Genomic DNA, 17,535 nt, shown 5'->3' on the forward strand with positions numbered 1-17,535 from the left:
AGATGTCGTGGCACTCACGCTCACGTCAGAAAGCAACCAGGGCACCCTCGATCTCGATCGGGCCCACGTCTTCCACTCGTGGTCAGCGCAGGGAACGCTGACCCCCCTCGTCATCGCCGGCGGCCTCGGTTCGCGGGTGTGGGACTTCGACGGCAAAAACTACCTCGACTTTTCCAGCCAACTGGTCAACGTGAACATCGGCCACCAGCATCCCGCCGTCATCTCGGCGATCAAGGAGCAGGCTGAACAACTGACCACCATTGCGCCGTCCACGGCCAATCTCACGCGAGGCGAAGCCGCCCGGCGCATTACCAACCTCGCCCCCCAGGGCTTCCACAAAGTTTTCTTCACCAACGGCGGTGCGGATGCCAACGAAAACGCGATCCGGATGGCTCGCCTTCATACCGGTCGAGACAAGGTGCTTTCCACCTATCGTTCGTACCACGGCAACACCGGTGCAGCCATCGTGGCCACCGGTGACTGGCGTCGGATGCCCAATGAGTTCGCTCGTGGCCACGTGCACTTCTTTGGCCCCTACCTCTACCGCTCTGAATTCTGGGCATCGACGCCCGAGGAAGAGTCGGCGCGCGCGCTGCACCATCTCGAACGCGTGATCCAGGGCGAAGGGCCGCAGACGATCGCAGCCATCCTGCTCGAGTCGATTCCGGGCACCGCAGGCGTCCTGCTGCCTCCACCCGGCTACCTGGCCGGCGTACGCGAACTCTGCGACCGCTACGGGATCGTCCTCATTCTCGATGAGGTGATGGCCGGCTTCGGACGATCCGGCCGGTGGTTCGCCTTCGAAGGGTACGACGTGGTTCCCGACCTCATCACCTTCGCCAAGGGGGTGAACTCGGGGTACGTGCCCACGGGAGGCGTGATCATCTGCGATGAAATAGCATCCGATTTCGATTCGACAGTATTCCCCGGCGGACTGACCTATTCCGGACACCCGCTCGCAATGGCTTCGATTGTCGGCGCGCTCGACGCGATGGCCGACGAAGGCATCGTCGAGAATGCCGCTCGCATCGGGCGTGAGGCCATCGGCCCCGCCCTCGCCGAACTGGCGGAGAAGCACGACCTCATCGGTGAGGTGCGGGGTGAGGGCGTTTTCTGGGCCATCGAATTGGTAGCGGATGCCACGACGCGCGAGCCGCTCCCTGCCGCGGTGATGGGACGCATCAAGACCGCCCTTGTCGGGCGAGGGCTGCTTCCATTTGTGCAGGACAACCGCATTCACGTCGTGCCGCCGTGCACCGTCACGGACGACGAGGTCGCCGAGGCGATGGCGGCATACGACGCCGTTCTCACCGACGTTTCGAAAGGACTGTAATGACCACCTATCTCAACCACTTCATCGGCGGCACACTCGTCGAAGGCGAATCTACGCGAACGTCACCGGTGTACGACCCGGCCAAGGGAACCGTCTCGAAAGAAGTGCGACTCGCCAGTGTTGGCGACGTGGACACTGCGGTCTCTGCCGCGGCCGCCGCGTTTCCGGCCTGGCGGGATGCGTCACTGGCCAAACGCCAATCGGTGATTTTTACCTTCCGTGAACTGCTCAACGCCCGCAAGAGCGAGCTCGCCGAGATCCTCACCTCCGAACACGGCAAGGTGCTCTCCGACGCGGCCGGTGAGATCGCACGCGGACTCGAGGTCGTCGACTTCGCGACCGGCATGCCGCACCTGCTTAAGGGGGAGTACTCCGAGAACGTGTCGACCGGCGTTGACGTGTACTCGGTCAAGCAACCGCTCGGAGTTGTGGGCATCATCAGCCCGTTCAACTTTCCGGCCATGGTGCCGCTGTGGTTCTTCCCCATCGCGATCGCAGCCGGTAACACCGTTGTGCTGAAGCCGAGTGAGAAAGACCCGTCGGCTGCGAACTGGCTCGCCGAGCTGTTCCTTGAGGCCGGCCTGCCTGCCGGCGTCTTCAACGTGGTGCACGGCGACAAGGAAGCCGTCGATGCGTTGCTCGAGCACCCCGTTGTCCAGTCGATCTCGTTTGTCGGTTCGACGCCCATCGCGAAGTACATCTACGAGACAGCCGCCCACCACGGCAAGCGGGTGCAGGCGCTCGGCGGAGCGAAGAACCACATGCTGGTTTTGCCCGACGCCGACCTCGACCTCGCTGCCGATGCCGCGGTCAACGCCGGGTTCGGCTCCGCGGGCGAGCGGTGCATGGCGATCAGCGTGCTGCTCGCGGTCGACTCGGTGGCCGACGAACTCGTATCTCGCATCGCCCAGCGCATGTCGACGTTGAAGACGGGAGACGGCCGACGTTCCTGCGACATGGGCCCGCTCATCTCCAAGCCGCACCGCGACAAGGTGGCGTCCTACCTCGACGTCGCCGAGGCCGACGGTGCAACGGTCGTGGTCGACGGCCGCGCCATCGAGGTTGACGGCGACGCCGATGGGTTCTGGTTCGGACCGACCCTCCTCGATCACGTGCCGCTGAGCTCCACCGTGTATACCGATGAAATCTTTGGCCCGGTCCTCAGCGTCGTCCGCGTCTCGAGCTACGCCGAAGGACTCGAGATCATCAACAACTCGCAGTACGGCAACGGCACGGCGATCTTCACCAACGACGGGGGAGCGGCTCGCCGGTTCCAGCGCGAAGTGACCGTCGGGATGGTCGGCATCAACGTGCCCATCCCGGTGCCCGTGGCTTACCACTCGTTCGGTGGCTGGAAGAACTCGCTGTTCGGTGATTCCAAAGCGTACGGGCCGCAGGGCGTGCAGTTCTTCACCCAGGAGAAGGCGATCACCAGCCGCTGGCTCGATCCGAGCCACGGCGGACTCAACCTCGGCTTCCCCGAGCACGACTAGTCCGACGCCGATGCCGACCGGGACGTATTCCGGTCGGCATCGGCGCGCTCAAGTCCAGCGGGGCGTCGTGTACGGCGCGGCATCTTCAACAGGGTTGTGGGCAAGCTGCAGCCGAGCCGCCTCGGCGTGCAGCGCTTCCACTACCGTCCGCACGGCCAGACGTTCGGCCTTTTCCGGCCGCATCAGGGCAACAATATGGCGGGATGCCTCCACTCCCGTCAGCGGGCGCGTCACGATTCCTCGTTCACGGCCGGATGCTGTAAATCGCGGGACGAGGCCAACTCCGATGCCCGCCGCCACGAGTGCCTCGGAAACGCGGTTGTCGGTTACCCGCTGCACCACGCTCAGCTCCTTGCCGGTGACCGCTTCGATTTCGTGCATCAGTCCGTCGAAGGGGTATCCCTGTGGCACGCCGATCCAGGGCTCATCGACCAGCTGGTCCGGCGTGAGCATGTTGACACCTGCGAGCCGGTGTCCGACCGGCAACGACACATCAAGCGGTTCACTCAGCAGGTAGAGGTTGCGGAGGCCCTTGCCGCTCCACGAGCGTCGACCGGGCATCGAATGGGCGACCACGATGTCGTGGTCGATGGTCAGGGACGGAAAGTCGCCGGAGTCAGGATCGCGGTCAACCATGGTGACGGTGAGGCCCGGTCGGTCGGCCAGCGAGGAAATCGCTCCAGGCAAGAGCATCTGGCCGGCTGTGGGGAAGCTCGCAACCGACACCTCACCGGTGGCGTCATTGCGATACTCATCCCATACGGCGTGCGCCCGCTCGAGTGCGATGGCCACGTCGGTGGCACTGAGCGCCAGCGCCTTTCCCGCGTGGGTCAAGGAAATACCGCGCCCGCTGCGTTCGGTGAGAGGCACCCCGGCTTCACGCTCCAGCACTTTCAATTGCTGTGAGACGGCGGACGCAGTGCGGTGGGTGGCGGCCGCGACGGCCGCAATGCTTCCGCGATCAGCCAGTTCACGAAGAAGATCCAACCGGCGAACATCCATTTAGAAATACTACCGATTCACGTAAGCAATGTTCGCTTGTTCTGAATAGTTGCAGCGTGCACCATGGAGATGTATCCAGTGGTCGTTGCCACTTCACCCACAGAAAGGACTGGAATCCTCATGATCGTATTCTTTGCAGGACTTGCAGCCTTGAGCGCTGCCGCCATCGTCGGAAGCCTCGTCGTTGTGAAGCGCGACGGCTACCGCAAGGTGCCCACGCGCACCTATGCACTGCTGCCGTAAGGCGGCGCTAGCGAAAATCGCGCCCTCCCAGGAAGATCCCGTAGCGCCAGATGCGGTCGATCCCTGGGGAGGCGCGTTTTTCGTTGTCTGTAATTTGCCGGGCTCCGGGTGCGAGCCCCCGGTGGGCAGCCGGTCGCCTGTTGGGCGCGCCTCGTCACGGTGAAAGAACGTCGCATCGCTAAACTTGCTGCGTGACTGACGCGCGCCAGCAACTAATTGAGTACATTTCGGCCGAGGCCGTCTTCCACGGGGACTTCACCCTGACGAGCGGCAAGAAGGCGACCTATTACGTCGACCTCCGCAAGGTCAGCCTCGACCACCGCGTCGCACCGCTGATCGGCCAGGTCATGATCGACCTCATCGCCGACGTCCCCAATGTCGTTGCTGTCGGCGGCATGACCATGGGCGCTGACCCGGTCGCCGCCGCGGTCCTGCACCAGGGCGCCGCTCGGGGACTCGCCTACGATGCATTCGTTGTGCGCAAAGAGCCTAAGGACCACGGCCGCGGCAAGCAGGTCGAGGGTCCCGAACTCGAAGGCAAGCGCGTCATCGTTCTCGAAGACACATCGACAACGGGTGGTTCACCGCTCGCGGCCATTGAAGCGCTCAAGAAGGTCGGAGCCGAAATCGCCGGAGTTGCCGTGGTCGTCGACCGCAACACCGGCGCACGCGAGATCATCGAGAATGCGGGATACCCCTACTTTGCCGCTATCGGGCTCGCTGACCTGGGACTCGAGTAGTGAGCGACGACGACGCCTCGTTCCGACGGCGTCGCCGCCGGGACGGTGACCCGATTCCGGAGTCGAACGAAACGCCGGTCGAGAACGACGCGAGCGAGCCGCAGGCTGATGCCGAGGGCGCAGACTGGCTGCTTTCCCAGCTTGAGGACGATGACACCGAACGCACTCAAGCCATCCCGGTGACTGAGGGCAACGAGCAAGTGCCGTCGCGCCGTGCTGACGGGCCAGCACCGGACCTGACGCCGTGGTGGCGGAGCACCGCGCCCACATCCGACACCGCGACTGACGCTGAAGCCGATGGAGAGGATGACTCCGCACCCGACGCCGGGGACGAACCGTCGCCCCGCCGCCGCTCGACATTCCAAGCGTTCACCCCCGCCCTTCCTGAGGATGACTCGGCTGAGGCAGTCGTTGCGCCCACCGTCGAGCCGGGCCGCGTTCCGGTTGCTGAGCCAGAACCGATCGAGCCAGAACCGATCGAGCCAGAACCGATCGAGCCAGAACCGATCGAGCCAGAACCGGTGTCTGCGGTGGTCGTCGAGCCGCACGCTGAACCGACTCCGCTTCTCTTCAAACCACGACCAGACGCCGACCGGCCGTGGGTGACCCGGCCTGTCGACGGGCAGCGCGAACCCGCACAGGTGAGTTCGCCCACCAACGCCGGTGAGAACTCCACCGATGAGGTCGACCTCAACGACAGTGCACCGTTCGTCTGGTCGCTGTCCCCGAACGACCAGCTCGATCCGATCGTGCACAAGAGCACATCGGACACCGCCGCGCCAAGTGCTGCACTGAGTGCTGCGCCGAGCCCCGATGACGCCGCACCCACGACCGCCGAATCGTCGCCCGCCGATGCCGCACCTTCTGTGGAGCCCGTGTTCCTTCCAGCCCCGGCATTCGTGCCGGAGCCTGCGACGCCGCCGGTGCCGACCGAAACCGTCGTCATCCCGGAAATCGTCGACGACGGCCCCGACGAGAACGACCACGGGGCGCGGGCAGCGAGCGACGATGATGACATCATCGACGCCGAAATTGTGGAGTCGGAATCCGACGACGACGAGCCGGTTACGACGAGCACCTCGGCCACGCCGCGCACCGCCACGTTGAGCACCGACGACGTCGACAGTCTCGCGTTCCTCATGGGACTCGAAGAAGCGACTGCCGCAACGGTGGCGTTCAGCCCTGTCGAGAAGGACGAGCTCGACGAGCAGACCGAGAACGTCCCGACTTACCCAACGCCGGTGGGCAGCGCCGAGGACGCCGAGCCGCTGGCGCGCCGGAGAGCCGCAGAAATGGCATCGCCTGCCGCTGAAACACCGACCGCATTGTTCCCTCCCGTCGGACCCTTCCCCGCCGACCCGACGCCGGTGCCCGCGGCGACAGATACTTCCGGACGACCGCCGCTCCCGCCGTACGTCAAGTGGATCGCACTCGGTGTGGTCGCCCTGCTTGTGCTCGTTGGACTCTTCTTGCTCGGTACCCGCCTCCCGAGCCTCTTCGGCGCGCAGCCCGCGGCACCCGCGCCATCGCCAAGTGCCACCGCCACTCCCACCGCCACTCCGACCCCGACCGAGGCTCCGGCCGAAGACGTGGTCACGGTGGGGCCGGTCGCGCCGGGCGAGCACAAGTGGACCGCGCTCCTCGGCAGCGAGTGCCTCGAACCGTACTCCACTCCGTGGGCGGAGAACTTCATGGTCGTTGACTGCGCCACCCCGCATCGCGCCCAAATGGTGTTCACCGCTCCGGTCACGTCCGACCCGGCCGCTCCGTACCCGGGCGAAGCCGAGCTCGCCTCCCAGATCGCACTTTGGTGCAGCGCTCCCGGCGTCTTCGACACGGCAGCAGCCGGCGCGTTCACCGACCTCCAGGTGCAGGGCACCTACCCGGTAAGCGATGAACAGTGGGCCGACGGGGAGCGCAATTACTACTGCTTCCTCAGCCGCTCATCCAATGAGCCGCTCACCGGCTCGCTCGCCGTCGCGCAGCCTGCCACCTAGGGCTCTAGACGACCTCAGACTCGATCGGCTCCGCCTCGAGCAGGTCAACTACGCCCCCGAGAATCTCGGACGGACGGAACGGGTAACGCGCAATCTCGCGCTCATCCGAGATTCCGGTGAGCACGAGAATGGTGTGTAGCCCCGCCTCGATCCCGGCAACGACGTCGGTGTCCATCCGGTCACCGATCATGCCGGTGTTCTCCGAGTGCGCCCCGATCTTGTTGAGCGCCGAGCGGAACATCATCGGGTTCGGCTTGCCGACAATGTAGGGTTCCTTGCCGGTGGCCTTTGTGATGAGTGCGGCAATCGCGCCGGTCGCCGGCATGGGCCCGTCGGCACTGGGCCCCGTGGCATCCGGGTTGGTGGCGATGAAGCGAGCACCGTTGTTGATCAGGCGGATGGCCTTGGTGATCGCCTCGAACGAGTAGTTGCGGGTTTCTCCGACGACGACATAGTCGGGCGCAGTCTCGGTCATGATGAAGCCGGCTTCGTGCAGCGCCGTGGTGATGCCGGCCTCGCCGATGACGAATGCCGAGCCGCCGGGCATTTGATCCTTGAGGAACGCAGCGGTCGCGAGAGCTGAGGTCCAGATGAACTCCTCGGGCACCTCGAGGCCCGAGGCGCGCAGTCGCGCGCTGAGGTCGCGCGGCGTGAAGATGGAGTTGTTCGTCAGCACGAGGTATGGCTTGCCCTGGTCGCGCCACTGCTGCAGCAGTTCGGCAGCCCCGGGAAGCGGACGGTTCTCGTGCACAAGCACGCCGTCCATGTCGGTCAACCAGCATTCAACTTCGTCGCGACGGGTCATCGGGCTCCTTCGTTCGTGATCTCAGTGTAGGGCTGACGCCAAAGTCCAAGGTGGGTTAGGCACTCAACCAGATAGCGGATGCTGCCGCCTCGTCGAGAGGAACCGTCGCTTCGCCCGCGACCATGGCGCTTCCGGCCACGATCACCGTCGTCCCGATGTCGATTCCCGACGCTTCAAGCGTGCGCAGCAGTTCGGGGTCACGATCGCTGATGCGCAGAACGACGCCCACGTGCCCTTCGCCGGCGGAGCCCAGGAGCACAGCGTTTTCCCGCCGCACCGTGCCGTCACTCGCCGGAATCGGATCACCGTGCGGGTCGCGATCAGGGAACCCCAGCCGTGCGTCAATCGCCGCGAGCAGCCGGTCGCTGATGGCGTGCTCGAGCACCTCGGCTTCGTCGTGCACCTCGTCCCAGCTGTAGCCCATCTCACGCACGAGCCAGGTCTCGGTGAGCCGGTGTCGACGCACAACGGCTATAGCCTCGCCCCTGCCCGTGTCGGTCAGGCTGATCGCGCCATAGCGCACATGGGTGACGAGCCCCGCTGCGGCAAGCTTTTTCACCATCTCGGTCACGGTCGACGGCGCGAGCCCCAGCCGCTCGGCGAGCACCGACGGCGTGATTGCGTCGGCCTGCCACTCGGTGTGCGCGTAAATCGTTTTGAGGTAATTCTCGATCACCGTTTGGGAGAGCTTCATGGCACGGCCAGACTACTCGGCGCCGGTGACGAGCAGAACGAGAAGGACGGCGTTGAGGCTGACCAGGAGAACGGATGCCACGGCACCGGCGGCGGTTGTGAACCAGCGGTTCGCGTACTGTCCGAGTATTCCCTGCCGGGCGGTGATGACCACCAGGGGGATGAGAGCGAACGGAATGCCAAATGACAAGACCACCTGGCTGAGCACGAGGGCGAGGGTGGGGTCGAAACCCGAGCCGAGCAGCACCAGTGCAGGGATGAGTGAAATGAGTCGGCGCAGCAGGAGCGGGATGCGTACTTTGAGCAACCCCTGCATGATCTCGGCCCCGGCGTACGCGCCCACCGAGGTGGAAGCGAGACCTGAGGCGAGGAGCCCGACCGCGAACAGGGTGGCGATGACCGGGCCGATCGAGTTCTCCAGTGCGGCATGTGCGCCCTCGAGGCTGTCGGTGCCCGGCACCCCGGCGAGATTGGTCGCCGCCAGAAGGAGGATTGCGAGGTTGACGCTTCCGGCGATGAGCATCGCGATCGACACATCCCACCGGGTGACCCGCAGCAAGCGGGCGGTGGTGAGGCCTGACGCCCGCACGGCGAACCGATCACGGCTCAGCGCCGAGTGCGCGTAAATCGCGTGCGGCATGATTGTCGCACCGAGGATCGACGCGGCGAGGAGAACCGAGTTCGCATCTTCGAATCGTGGGAGGAGGCCGGAAGCGACGCTGGAGGCATCCGGTGGGGAAAGAAAGACACCGGCGCTGAAGCCGACAGCGATCACGACGAGCAGGCTGACGATGACCCCTTCGAAGGCGCGCGGGCCGCGGCGTGACTGCAGGGTCAGCATGATCATCGACACGGTGCCGGTGATGAGGCCACCAACGATGAGCGGCAGGTCGAAGAGCAGGTAGAGGGCGACGGCGCCGCCGATGATCTCGGCCAAGTCGGTGGCCATGGCGACGAGTTCGGCCTGGATCCAGTAGGCGATGCGGAGCGGGCGGCGCTGAATTCGTTCGCCGAGCACCTCGGGCAGGCTCTTGCCGGTGACAACGCCGAGTTTGGCGGACAGGTATTGAATCAGCCAGGCCATCACGTTGCCCGCGACGACGACCCAGACCAGGAGGTATCCGTATTGCGCGCCGGCCGTCATATTGCTGGCGACGTTGCCGGGGTCGAGGTAGGCGACTCCGGCGACGAGCGCGGGGCCGAGGAGCCACAGAAGCCGCGGCGGTTTGGTGGCGCGTGGGGGAACCAGAGGTGCAGCACTGACGTCGACGGCAGATTTCGGCATGCCGAAACCTTAGCCGCTTTTCGGTCGGCCGAAAAGGGGGAACCCTGCTCGGTTGAGGCGGCTACCCTTGGACGGTGCCGAACGCGATCGAAAACCCCAGCCACGAACTCTCAACGAACGGTGTTGGTCCGTGGCCGGGCGAGTGGCCGACCGAGGACTACTACGACGAGGACCTCCTCACACACGGCGACACCCGCAACGTGATTGATCGGTATCGCTACTGGAAGTTAGACGCGATCGTTGCCGACCTGGACGAGCACAGGCATCCGTTTCACGTGGCCATCGAAAACTGGCAGCACGACATGAACATTGGCTCGATCGTGCGCACCGCCAACGCATTCGCCGCCGACACAGTGCACATCGTCGGCCGACGGCGCTGGAACAAGCGCGGCGCCATGGTCACCGACCGATACCAGCACGTCGTTCACCACCCCGACGTCGACGCTCTCGTGGCGTGGGCCCAGGCTGAAGGCATGCCCATTATCGGTATCGACAACGTCCCTGGCTCTGTACTCATCGAGACCTTTGCGTTGCCCGAGCGGTGCGTGATGCTCTTCGGGCAGGAGGGCCCCGGACTGTCTCCCGAGGCCATTGAGGCATCGGATGCCGTTCTCGAGATTAGCCAGTTCGGGTCGACCCGGTCGATCAACGCCTCCGCTGCGGCCGCCGTTGCGATGCATTCCTGGGTGATGCAACACGTAAGCTTCCCTGCGCGGTAGCGTGGGCGCATGACTGAGATCACTGACGATCTGCCCGCCATCCTCCTTCGCGAAGAACACGAGGGCTGGAAGGCCATCCTCGCCGGGCGTGGTGGTGAACATTACGCTCGCGCGATGACGCGCGACGCGCTCATGATTGTCGAGGGAGCGGTGATCGGTCGAAACGAGGTCATTGCCGCGTTTTCAGCGGCCGCCCCCTGGGAGTCCTACGAGATCCACGAGCCGGCCCTGATCCGACTCGGCGACCGCAGTGGCATCGTCGCCTATCGTGCCGTCGCGACCCGGGGCGGCAACACGGTCGAACTGCGGATGTCGACGACCTATCTCTACGGCGGGGGCGCCTGGCACGTTGCCGCGCACCAGCAGACGCCTGCCTAAGCTTCCCGGGCCGTGCGACCTTACACGTCGAGCACTCCGCTTCGCAACGATAATTCGTCTCTAGTGTGTTTCGGGTTTCACTGGTTACGCTAAATCGAAGCCACCGACAGCAGTGCGCTCGAGGGGACCCAGAGAGATGATCAGGTTCGACGGAATATCGAAGCGGTTCCCCGACGGGACCCTCGCGGTCGACGACTTCACCATCACCATCCCGTCGCGCACAACGACCGTGTTCGTCGGCTCGTCAGGCAGCGGCAAAACGACACTGTTGCGCATGGTGAACCGGATGGTCGACCCGACATCGGGCAGCATTCACATCGACGATGACGACATCTCGACGCTCGAACCCGTGGCGCTCCGTCGCCGTATCGGATACGTGATGCAGAACTCGGGACTGCTGCCGCACCGCACTGTTGTCGACAACGTAGCCACCGTGCCCCTGCTCACCGGTGTGAGCAAGCGCGAGGCTCGCGCGGCTGCCCTCGACCTCATGGATACCGTCGGCCTCGACCGCGCGCTCGCCGACCGCTATCCGTCACAACTCTCCGGTGGCCAACAACAACGGGTGGGCGTGGCGCGCGGGCTCGCCATCGATCCGAACATCCTGCTCATGGACGAGCCATTCGGCGCCGTCGATCCGCTCGTCCGCAGCGAACTGCAGCAGGAGCTCGTCCGCATCCAAAAGGACCTCGCCAAAACCATCGTCTTCGTCACGCACGACATCGATGAGGCCTTCCTGCTTGGCGACCAGGTCGTCATCCTCAAAACCGGTGGGCGCATCGCCCAGGTCGGCACACCGGCCGAAATCCTCGCGAACCCCGCCGATGAGTTCGTCGACACGTTCATCGGAGCCGAACGCGGGCGTCGCGCCCTCTCCATCCAGACCGTGAACGGCAAAGAGGTCGTCGTCGATGGTACCGGCCGCCTGGCCGGCATCCTCAGGTCACCGACACCGGAATCGGGCCGGTCGGCATGACGTGGGTGCTCGCGAACCTCGGACAGATCTGGGAACTCACCGTTGCCCACGTGCTCCTGAGCATCGCGCCCATCGTCCTCGGTTTCCTGCTCGCCGTGCCGATCGGCTGGTTCGCCTACCGTTTTCGCGTCTCGCGCGGCCTCGTCCTCACCGTCTGCGGGCTGCTGTACACCATCCCCTCGCTGGCACTCATCGTGGCGATGCCCACGATTCTCGGCACAAAAATCCTCGACCCGCTCAACCTGATCGTCACGCTTACCCTGTACGCGATCGCCCTCATGGTTCGAACAGCGACGGATGCCTTCGACGCGGTCTCCACGGACGTCATCCAGTCATCGACAGCGGTCGGCTTCGGTGCCTGGCGCCGGTTCTGGCAAGTGGAGCTTCCTCTCGCCGGTCCCGTGCTGCTCGCCGGGCTCCGCGTCGTGTCGACGAGCACGGTCAGCCTCGTCACCCTTGGCGCACTTGTTGGGATGAGCGGGCTGGGTTACCTCTTCACCAACGGGTACCAGCGCAACTTCCCCACCGAAATTCTGACCGGGATCGTGGGAACGGTACTCATCGCCGTGGTCTTCGACATCCTCCTCGTGCTTATCGGGCGGATGCTTCTGCCCTGGGCACGGGTGGATGACGCGGCTCGCCGCGGCGCCGGTACGGCGCGCGTCAAGGCGGTCGCCGCGTGAACCTTTTTGGAGACGCCTTTCGCTGGATTCTGGAGCCGTCCCACTGGACCGGGCCGAACGGCATCCCGAATCGCATTCTTGAACATCTGGCATACACCGGCCTGACGGTGCTGATCGCCACACTCATCGCGGTGGCGCTCGGTCTGTATATCGGGCATACCGGCCGTTTTCGCGGAATCGCGGTGAGCGTGACCGGAGCCATGCGCGCGTTGCCGACACTTGGTCTGCTGGTGTACCTCGCCGTGCTGTTCGGGTTGGGGATTCAGTTTGCGCTGATCCCGACGATCATCGTGCTGGTAGTGCTCGCGATTCCACCTCTGCTCGCCGGAGCCTATTCGGGAGTGCAGTCGGTGGACGGACGCACCGTGGACGCGGCCCGGTCGATGGGAATGACCGAGTGGCAGATCCTCTGGAAAGTGGAGGTGCCGCTCGCCCTTCCGTTGATCCTCGGGGGAATACGGTCGGCGGTCCTGCAGGTTGTTGCAACAGCGACCGTTGCCGCATACATCTCGTTGGGAGGTCTGGGTCGGTACATCATCGATGCGTTGCCGGTGCGCGACTACACCACGGTGTTGGTCGGGGCACTTCTCGTCACGATTCTGGCGCTCGTGCTCGACGGCATCCTCATTCTCTGCCAGCGACTGACGGTCCCCGCCGGGGTCCGGGCAATCCGAAGTTCACCAGGGCAACGAAGCACAACGAAGTCGGCGAGCACCGTGTCGACTGCGGCATAACCGAAACGGTTTCGCCAATTTCGCTCAGCACCTTTTTCTCACAGTAAGGAAGACAGATGTTTACTTCACGACGCGGACGGATAGCGGCGGGGATCTTCGCCGCTGGCGCCGTTCTCACTTTGGCGGCGTGCTCGAGCGGCGACCCGCTCGCCGAGGACGACTCGGCAGGATCAGGGGGCGACAGCATCGCCATTGGAGCGGCCGGCTTTGCCGAGTCCGAGATCATCGCTCAGATTTACGCTCAGGCGCTGGAAGCCAACGACATTACCGTGGACTTCAAGGGCCAGATCGGTCAGCGCGACGTCTACATTGAGGCGCTCAACGACGGCTCGATCGACCTCATCCCGGACTACAGCGGCAACCTGCTGCAGTTCTTCGACGACAGCTCAGAAGCAAAGTCGAGCGACGAAGTTCTCGCCGCTCTGCAGGACGCCACACCTGACGGTCTCGAAGTTCTTGACCAGTCAGAGGCCGAGGACAAGGACAGCTACAACGTCACCAAGGAGTTCAGTGAGGCCAACGGCGTGACCAGCCTGGCCGACCTGGCCGGCATCGACGTTCCGCTCATCGTTGGCGGCAACCCCGAGCTGGCTGAGCGACCGTACGGACCCAAGGGATTGACGGATGTCTATGGCGTCGATGCTGCTCGCATCAGCTTCGTTCCGATCAGTGACTCGGGCGGACCGCTGACGACCGGGGCGCTGCTCGACGGCACCGTCACCATCGCAGACATTTTCTCCACAACCCCGTCGATCGAGGAGAACGGCTTCGTGACGCTCGAGGATCCGGAAAACCTGATCCTTCCGCAGAACGTGCTGCCGCTCATCAACTCGGACAAGGCCAGTGACAAGGTCACGAAGGTGCTCAACGCGATCTCCGCAGAGCTCACCACTGACGACCTCATCGAACTCAACGCCCGCAACCAGGGTGACGAGAAGGCCGAGCCGGAGGCGCTGGCCAAGGACTGGCTGGCCGAGAAGGACCTCTTTTAAGCACCACGCTGCAGGCGCCTGATGACGCCTCACCCGCAACGACCCGGCAGCTCACGCTGCCGGGTCGTTGTCGTGTCATGACGGTGTCACTGCGAGCAACATTGCGTTCTGTGCAGAGAATTACATAGCATGGGCATGAGGCTCTTGTTGCAGATGTGACGAGTGTTACTCATGTGACTACCCCCAGTTCGGCGCTGCCTACGAGCTAGAGTGCTGTTCTCTGACACCATGGAGCAATGCGCATGCGACTTCGGACCCTCATCGCGACGATCGCCCTTGGGGTTGTTGTCGCCTCCGTGGGAGTTTCCGCACCCGCCACCGCAGCGACGAGTTACCCCTCCTGGGAAGACGTTCAGAACGCGCGGGCAAGTGAGTCCGCCAAGGCCGCCGAGATCACCAAGATCGAAGATCTCATCGCCGGGCTTCGCACGAATGCGGAGAACGCGCAGCTTGCTGCAGTTGCCGCCGCCGACGAATACCAGATCGCTCTGGCCGTCGCCGAAGAGGCGCTCATCAAGTCTGAAGACCTCAAGACCCAGCTCGCGACCGCTCAGGAAACAGCGGCCGCCTCGTCGAAGCAAGCGGGCGCACTCTTCGCCCAAATGGGTCGTACGAGCACGTTCGACACCACGGCGAGTCTGCTCCTCGACTCCAAGCAGGCCGACGACACTCTCTACAAGCTCGGCGCGGTGTCCAAGCTCACCTCCCTGTCGACCGAGTTGCTCGACACCGCGGAGCAGGATGCCAACCAGGTGACCTCGCTCTCCGCGCAGGGCGAAGTCGCTGCTCAAGTTCTCGAAGATGCCCGCGCTGACTCCGAGGACAAGCTCGACAAGGCCAATGCGGCCGCCGACGCCGCAGCAGCAGCGGTTGCCGAGCAGGAAGCTCACGAAGAAACGCTCCTCGGTCAGCTGTCACTGCTCAAGGGTCAGACCGCGTCGATCGAAGAGGGATATCAGGCCGGTGTCGCCGAGCGAGCCCGACTGGCAGCGATCGAAGCTGAACGTCAGCGCAAGCTCGCTGAAGAACGCGCGGCAGCGGCAGCCGCAGCCGCCGCAGCGGCCGCGAAAAACAACACCGGTGGCGGCGGAAGCAGCAGCGGCGGTGGCGGTGGCGGATCGAACGCCGGCGCAACCGGTACCTACTTCCAGGCCTCAGCTCAGGGCTGGTGGCGACCGCTGCCCGGAGCCATCACCTCTTGGTACGGCCCGCGCCAGAAGCTCTGCGGTGGCACCGGCTGCTCGGTTCCGTTCCACGCCGGCATCGACTTCGGAAACGCTTGTGGCAGCGCGGTAAAGGCCGTCCATAGTGGAACCGTCACAGGCGCTTATTACTCGAGTGCGTTCGGGTACCGCGTGATCATCGACCACGGCGGCGTCAGCTCCACCTATGGGCACCTCAGCGCGGGCTCTTTCCGGGTGGGTGTCGGACAGCAGGTGTCGGGCGGTCAGATCATCGCGAGCGTCGGTAAAACCGGTGTCGCGACCGGCTGTCACCTCGACCTCAAGATCAACGACGGTGCCACTAACCCGGCCACCTTCCTCCGCGGCAAAGGCGTCTCGATCTAGCAATCCGCGCTCGTTCTCCCAGTCGCGGTAGGCTAACCCTGTGACTGGAGATAACCTGCTGGGACTGCCCGAGACCCGACTCCCGTTTGAACCGGAAGTCGTCGACGCCCTCGACCGTGCCACCTCGACGGACGACATAGCCGCCGTCGCGGCTAAATTCCCAACGTCCTCGCTTGCGTGGGCCCGGTTGGCCGAGGCAACGTTCGACCCCGCGAACCCGATCACCGGCTACGCCTACGCTCGCGTCGGCTATCACCGCGGCCTTGACGCCCTCCGCAAGGCCGGCTGGCGCGGACAGGGCCCGATCCCGTGGAACCACACTCCGAACCAAGGCGTCCTGCGGTCGCTCTACATGCTTCGCAAGACAGCGGATGCCATCGGCGAAGCAGACGAAGTCGCTCGCCTGACCGATTTCTTGCGTGACGCAGACGAAACCGCTGTCGCCCGGATTGAGACCGAATCCCTGCCTTCTGAACCCCAGCCGTCCACCGAAGCGTTCTTCATTCGCGGCCAGGACTAGTCAGCCGCACCGAACGTGCGCACAGTGACGTCGCACCATATTTTTTCCGTAGGTAATACACAGAAGGCAACAAGGGAGCATCCGTAATGCCAGCAATCGTGATCGTTGGAGCCCAGTGGGGCGACGAGGGCAAGGGAAAAGCTACTGACCTTCTGGGTAGTCGCATCGACTACGTGGTGAAGTTCAACGGCGGAAACAACGCCGGACACACCGTCGTCGTCGGCAACGAGAAGTACGCGCTGCACCTGCTTCCGTCGGGCATCCTCACCGAAGGCGTCACCCCGGTGATCTCGAACGGTGTGGTTGTCGACCTCGAGGTCCTCTTCCACGAGCTCGAGGCGCTCAGCGCCCGCGGCGTTGACGTGTCGAAGCTCAAGGTCAGTGCCAACGCTCACGTCATCACTCACTACCACCGCACCCTCGACAAGGTCACCGAGCGGTTCCTGGGCAAGCGCCAGATCGGCACCACCGGCCGTGGTATCGGCCCGGCGTACGCCGACAAGATCAACCGCGTGGGCATCCGCATCCAGGACCTGTTCGACGAAAACATCCTGCGGCAAAAGGTGGAAGGCGCCCTCGACGTCAAGAACCACATGCTGCTCAAGATCTACAACCGCCGCGCCATCTCGGCCGACGAGATCGTCGAAGACCTGCTGTCCTACGCCGAGCGGCTGCGCCCGATGGTCGCCGACACTGCGCTTGAGCTGCACCAGGCACTCGAGCGCGGCGAGATCGTCCTGTTCGAGGGTGGCCAGGCCACCATGCTCGACGTCGACCACGGTACCTACCCGTTCGTCACCTCGTCGAACGCGACGTCGGGTGGAGCGGCGACCGGTTCAGGCATAGCTCCCAACAAGATCGAGCGCGTGATCGCGATCGTCAAGGCGTACACGACTCGGGTCGGCGCCGGCCCGTTCCCCACTGAGCTGTTCGACGCGTCGGGCGACTACCTGCGCTCCAAGGGGTTCGAGTTCGGGACCACCACCGGACGCCCGCGCCGCGTTGGTTGGTACGACGCCCCGATCGCCCGCTATGCGTCCCGCATCAACGGTGTCACCGACTTCGTGCTCACCAAGCTCGACATCCTCGACGAACTCAAGACCATCCCCGTTTGTGTCGCCTACGACGTCGACGGCGTGCGCCACGAAGAGGTTCCGGTCTCGCAATCGGACTTCCACCACGCGAAACCGATCTACGAAGAGTTCCCGGGCTGGCAGCAGGACATCTCTGGCTGCCGCACCTTCGAGGAGCTGCCCAAGAACGCCCAGGACTACGTCCTCGCCCTCGAGGCCATGAGCGGTTCCCGGATCTCGGCGATCGGTGTTGGACCCGGTCGCGACGCGATTGTTGTGCGTCACGACCTGATCGACTAAC

18 protein-coding genes are annotated in these 17,535 nt (G+C 64.4%); 14 read left to right on the forward strand and 4 right to left on the reverse strand.

Going from position 1 to position 17,535, the window contains the following annotated elements; translation table 11 throughout:
- Nucleotides 1-7 precede the first annotated feature (7 nt).
- Together L1277_RS07520 and L1277_RS07525 are read left to right on the forward strand one after the other, a co-directional pair.
- Nucleotides 8-1,333, forward strand: a complete 1,326-nt coding sequence (locus L1277_RS07520) for an aspartate aminotransferase family protein (protein ID WP_253375732.1) — start codon at nucleotides 8-10, stop codon at nucleotides 1,331-1,333.
- On the forward strand, nucleotides 1,333-2,826 hold the full coding sequence (locus tag L1277_RS07525) for a CoA-acylating methylmalonate-semialdehyde dehydrogenase (protein ID WP_253375733.1): 1,494 nt from the start codon (nucleotides 1,333-1,335) through the stop codon (nucleotides 2,824-2,826). Before L1277_RS07520 ends, L1277_RS07525 begins: the two co-directional genes overlap by 1 nt.
- Before the next feature lie 48 nt (nucleotides 2,827-2,874).
- Here L1277_RS07525 and L1277_RS07530 read toward each other — a convergent pair whose 3' ends face one another.
- The gene (locus tag L1277_RS07530) at nucleotides 2,875-3,828 is read right to left on the reverse strand and encodes a LysR family transcriptional regulator (RefSeq protein ID WP_253375734.1); all 954 of its coding nucleotides are present in this window, start codon (nucleotides 3,826-3,828) and stop codon (nucleotides 2,875-2,877) included.
- 120 nt (nucleotides 3,829-3,948) lie between these two features.
- On the opposite strand from L1277_RS07530, the gene L1277_RS15620 reads away from it, so the two are divergent.
- The 3 genes from L1277_RS15620 (at nucleotide 3,949) to L1277_RS07540 (ending at nucleotide 6,808) form a co-directional block, all read left to right on the forward strand.
- Nucleotides 3,949-4,071: a hypothetical protein gene (locus L1277_RS15620; RefSeq protein WP_256481491.1), complete on the forward strand. Its 123-nt coding sequence runs from the start codon at nucleotides 3,949-3,951 to the stop codon at nucleotides 4,069-4,071.
- A gap of 191 nt (nucleotides 4,072-4,262) precedes the next feature.
- The gene (gene pyrE / locus L1277_RS07535; RefSeq protein ID WP_253375735.1) at nucleotides 4,263-4,811 is read left to right on the forward strand and encodes an orotate phosphoribosyltransferase; all 549 of its coding nucleotides are present in this window, start codon (nucleotides 4,263-4,265) and stop codon (nucleotides 4,809-4,811) included.
- Nucleotides 4,811-6,808, forward strand: a complete 1,998-nt coding sequence (locus L1277_RS07540; RefSeq protein WP_253375736.1) for a hypothetical protein — start codon at nucleotides 4,811-4,813, stop codon at nucleotides 6,806-6,808. Before pyrE ends, L1277_RS07540 begins: the two co-directional genes overlap by 1 nt.
- A gap of 4 nt (nucleotides 6,809-6,812) precedes the next feature.
- Here L1277_RS07540 and L1277_RS07545 read toward each other — a convergent pair whose 3' ends face one another.
- From L1277_RS07545 to L1277_RS07555, 3 genes are read right to left on the reverse strand one after another with little or no spacing between them, the layout of a single operon-like run.
- Nucleotides 6,813-7,613, reverse strand: a complete 801-nt coding sequence (locus tag L1277_RS07545) for an HAD-IIA family hydrolase (protein WP_253375737.1) — start codon at nucleotides 7,611-7,613, stop codon at nucleotides 6,813-6,815.
- A 55-nt stretch (nucleotides 7,614-7,668) separates the two neighbouring features.
- Complete coding sequence (locus tag L1277_RS07550) at nucleotides 7,669-8,307, reverse strand: metal-dependent transcriptional regulator (RefSeq protein ID WP_253375738.1); 639 nt, start codon at nucleotides 8,305-8,307, stop codon at nucleotides 7,669-7,671.
- Between the two features lie 12 nt (nucleotides 8,308-8,319).
- Nucleotides 8,320-9,591, reverse strand: coding sequence for an Nramp family divalent metal transporter (locus tag L1277_RS07555; RefSeq protein WP_253375739.1), 1,272 nt, complete (start codon nucleotides 9,589-9,591; stop codon nucleotides 8,320-8,322).
- Nucleotides 9,592-9,665: 74 nt separating this feature from the next.
- On the opposite strand from L1277_RS07555, the gene L1277_RS07560 reads away from it, so the two are divergent.
- The 9 genes from L1277_RS07560 (at nucleotide 9,666) to L1277_RS07600 (ending at nucleotide 17,534) form a co-directional block, all read left to right on the forward strand.
- Complete coding sequence (locus L1277_RS07560; protein ID WP_253375740.1) at nucleotides 9,666-10,310, forward strand: TrmH family RNA methyltransferase; 645 nt, start codon at nucleotides 9,666-9,668, stop codon at nucleotides 10,308-10,310.
- A gap of 9 nt (nucleotides 10,311-10,319) precedes the next feature.
- Nucleotides 10,320-10,688 (forward strand): DUF4440 domain-containing protein, encoded by a 369-nt coding sequence (locus tag L1277_RS07565; protein ID WP_253375741.1) that lies wholly within the window; start codon nucleotides 10,320-10,322, stop codon nucleotides 10,686-10,688.
- Between the two features lie 136 nt (nucleotides 10,689-10,824).
- Nucleotides 10,825-11,664, forward strand: a complete 840-nt coding sequence (locus tag L1277_RS07570) for an ABC transporter ATP-binding protein (protein ID WP_253375742.1) — start codon at nucleotides 10,825-10,827, stop codon at nucleotides 11,662-11,664.
- Nucleotides 11,661-12,347, forward strand: a complete 687-nt coding sequence (locus tag L1277_RS07575; protein WP_253375743.1) for an ABC transporter permease — start codon at nucleotides 11,661-11,663, stop codon at nucleotides 12,345-12,347. The genes L1277_RS07570 and L1277_RS07575 overlap by 4 nt, the downstream gene beginning before the upstream one ends.
- Entirely contained in the window at nucleotides 12,344-13,081 is a 738-nt protein-coding gene (locus tag L1277_RS07580) for an ABC transporter permease (protein WP_253375744.1), read from the forward strand. The genes L1277_RS07575 and L1277_RS07580 overlap by 4 nt, the downstream gene beginning before the upstream one ends.
- A 56-nt stretch (nucleotides 13,082-13,137) precedes the next feature.
- Nucleotides 13,138-14,073, forward strand: a complete 936-nt coding sequence (locus L1277_RS07585) for an ABC transporter substrate-binding protein (RefSeq protein ID WP_253375745.1) — start codon at nucleotides 13,138-13,140, stop codon at nucleotides 14,071-14,073.
- A 242-nt stretch (nucleotides 14,074-14,315) separates the two neighbouring features.
- Nucleotides 14,316-15,641 (forward strand): peptidoglycan DD-metalloendopeptidase family protein, encoded by a 1,326-nt coding sequence (locus tag L1277_RS07590; protein WP_253375746.1) that lies wholly within the window; start codon nucleotides 14,316-14,318, stop codon nucleotides 15,639-15,641.
- A 40-nt stretch (nucleotides 15,642-15,681) separates the two neighbouring features.
- Entirely contained in the window at nucleotides 15,682-16,161 is a 480-nt protein-coding gene (locus tag L1277_RS07595; protein ID WP_253375747.1) for a DUF3151 domain-containing protein, read from the forward strand.
- An 86-nt stretch (nucleotides 16,162-16,247) separates the two neighbouring features.
- Nucleotides 16,248-17,534 carry an adenylosuccinate synthase gene (locus L1277_RS07600; protein WP_253375748.1) on the forward strand — a complete coding sequence of 429 codons (1,287 nt, stop codon included), beginning with the start codon at nucleotides 16,248-16,250 and terminating at the stop codon, nucleotides 17,532-17,534.
- Nucleotide 17,535 lies beyond the last annotated feature (1 nt).

It is taken from the genome of Okibacterium sp. HSC-33S16 (assembly GCF_024171565.1).
In the GTDB taxonomy this organism is placed as follows: domain Bacteria; phylum Actinomycetota; class Actinomycetes; order Actinomycetales; family Microbacteriaceae; genus Mycetocola_A.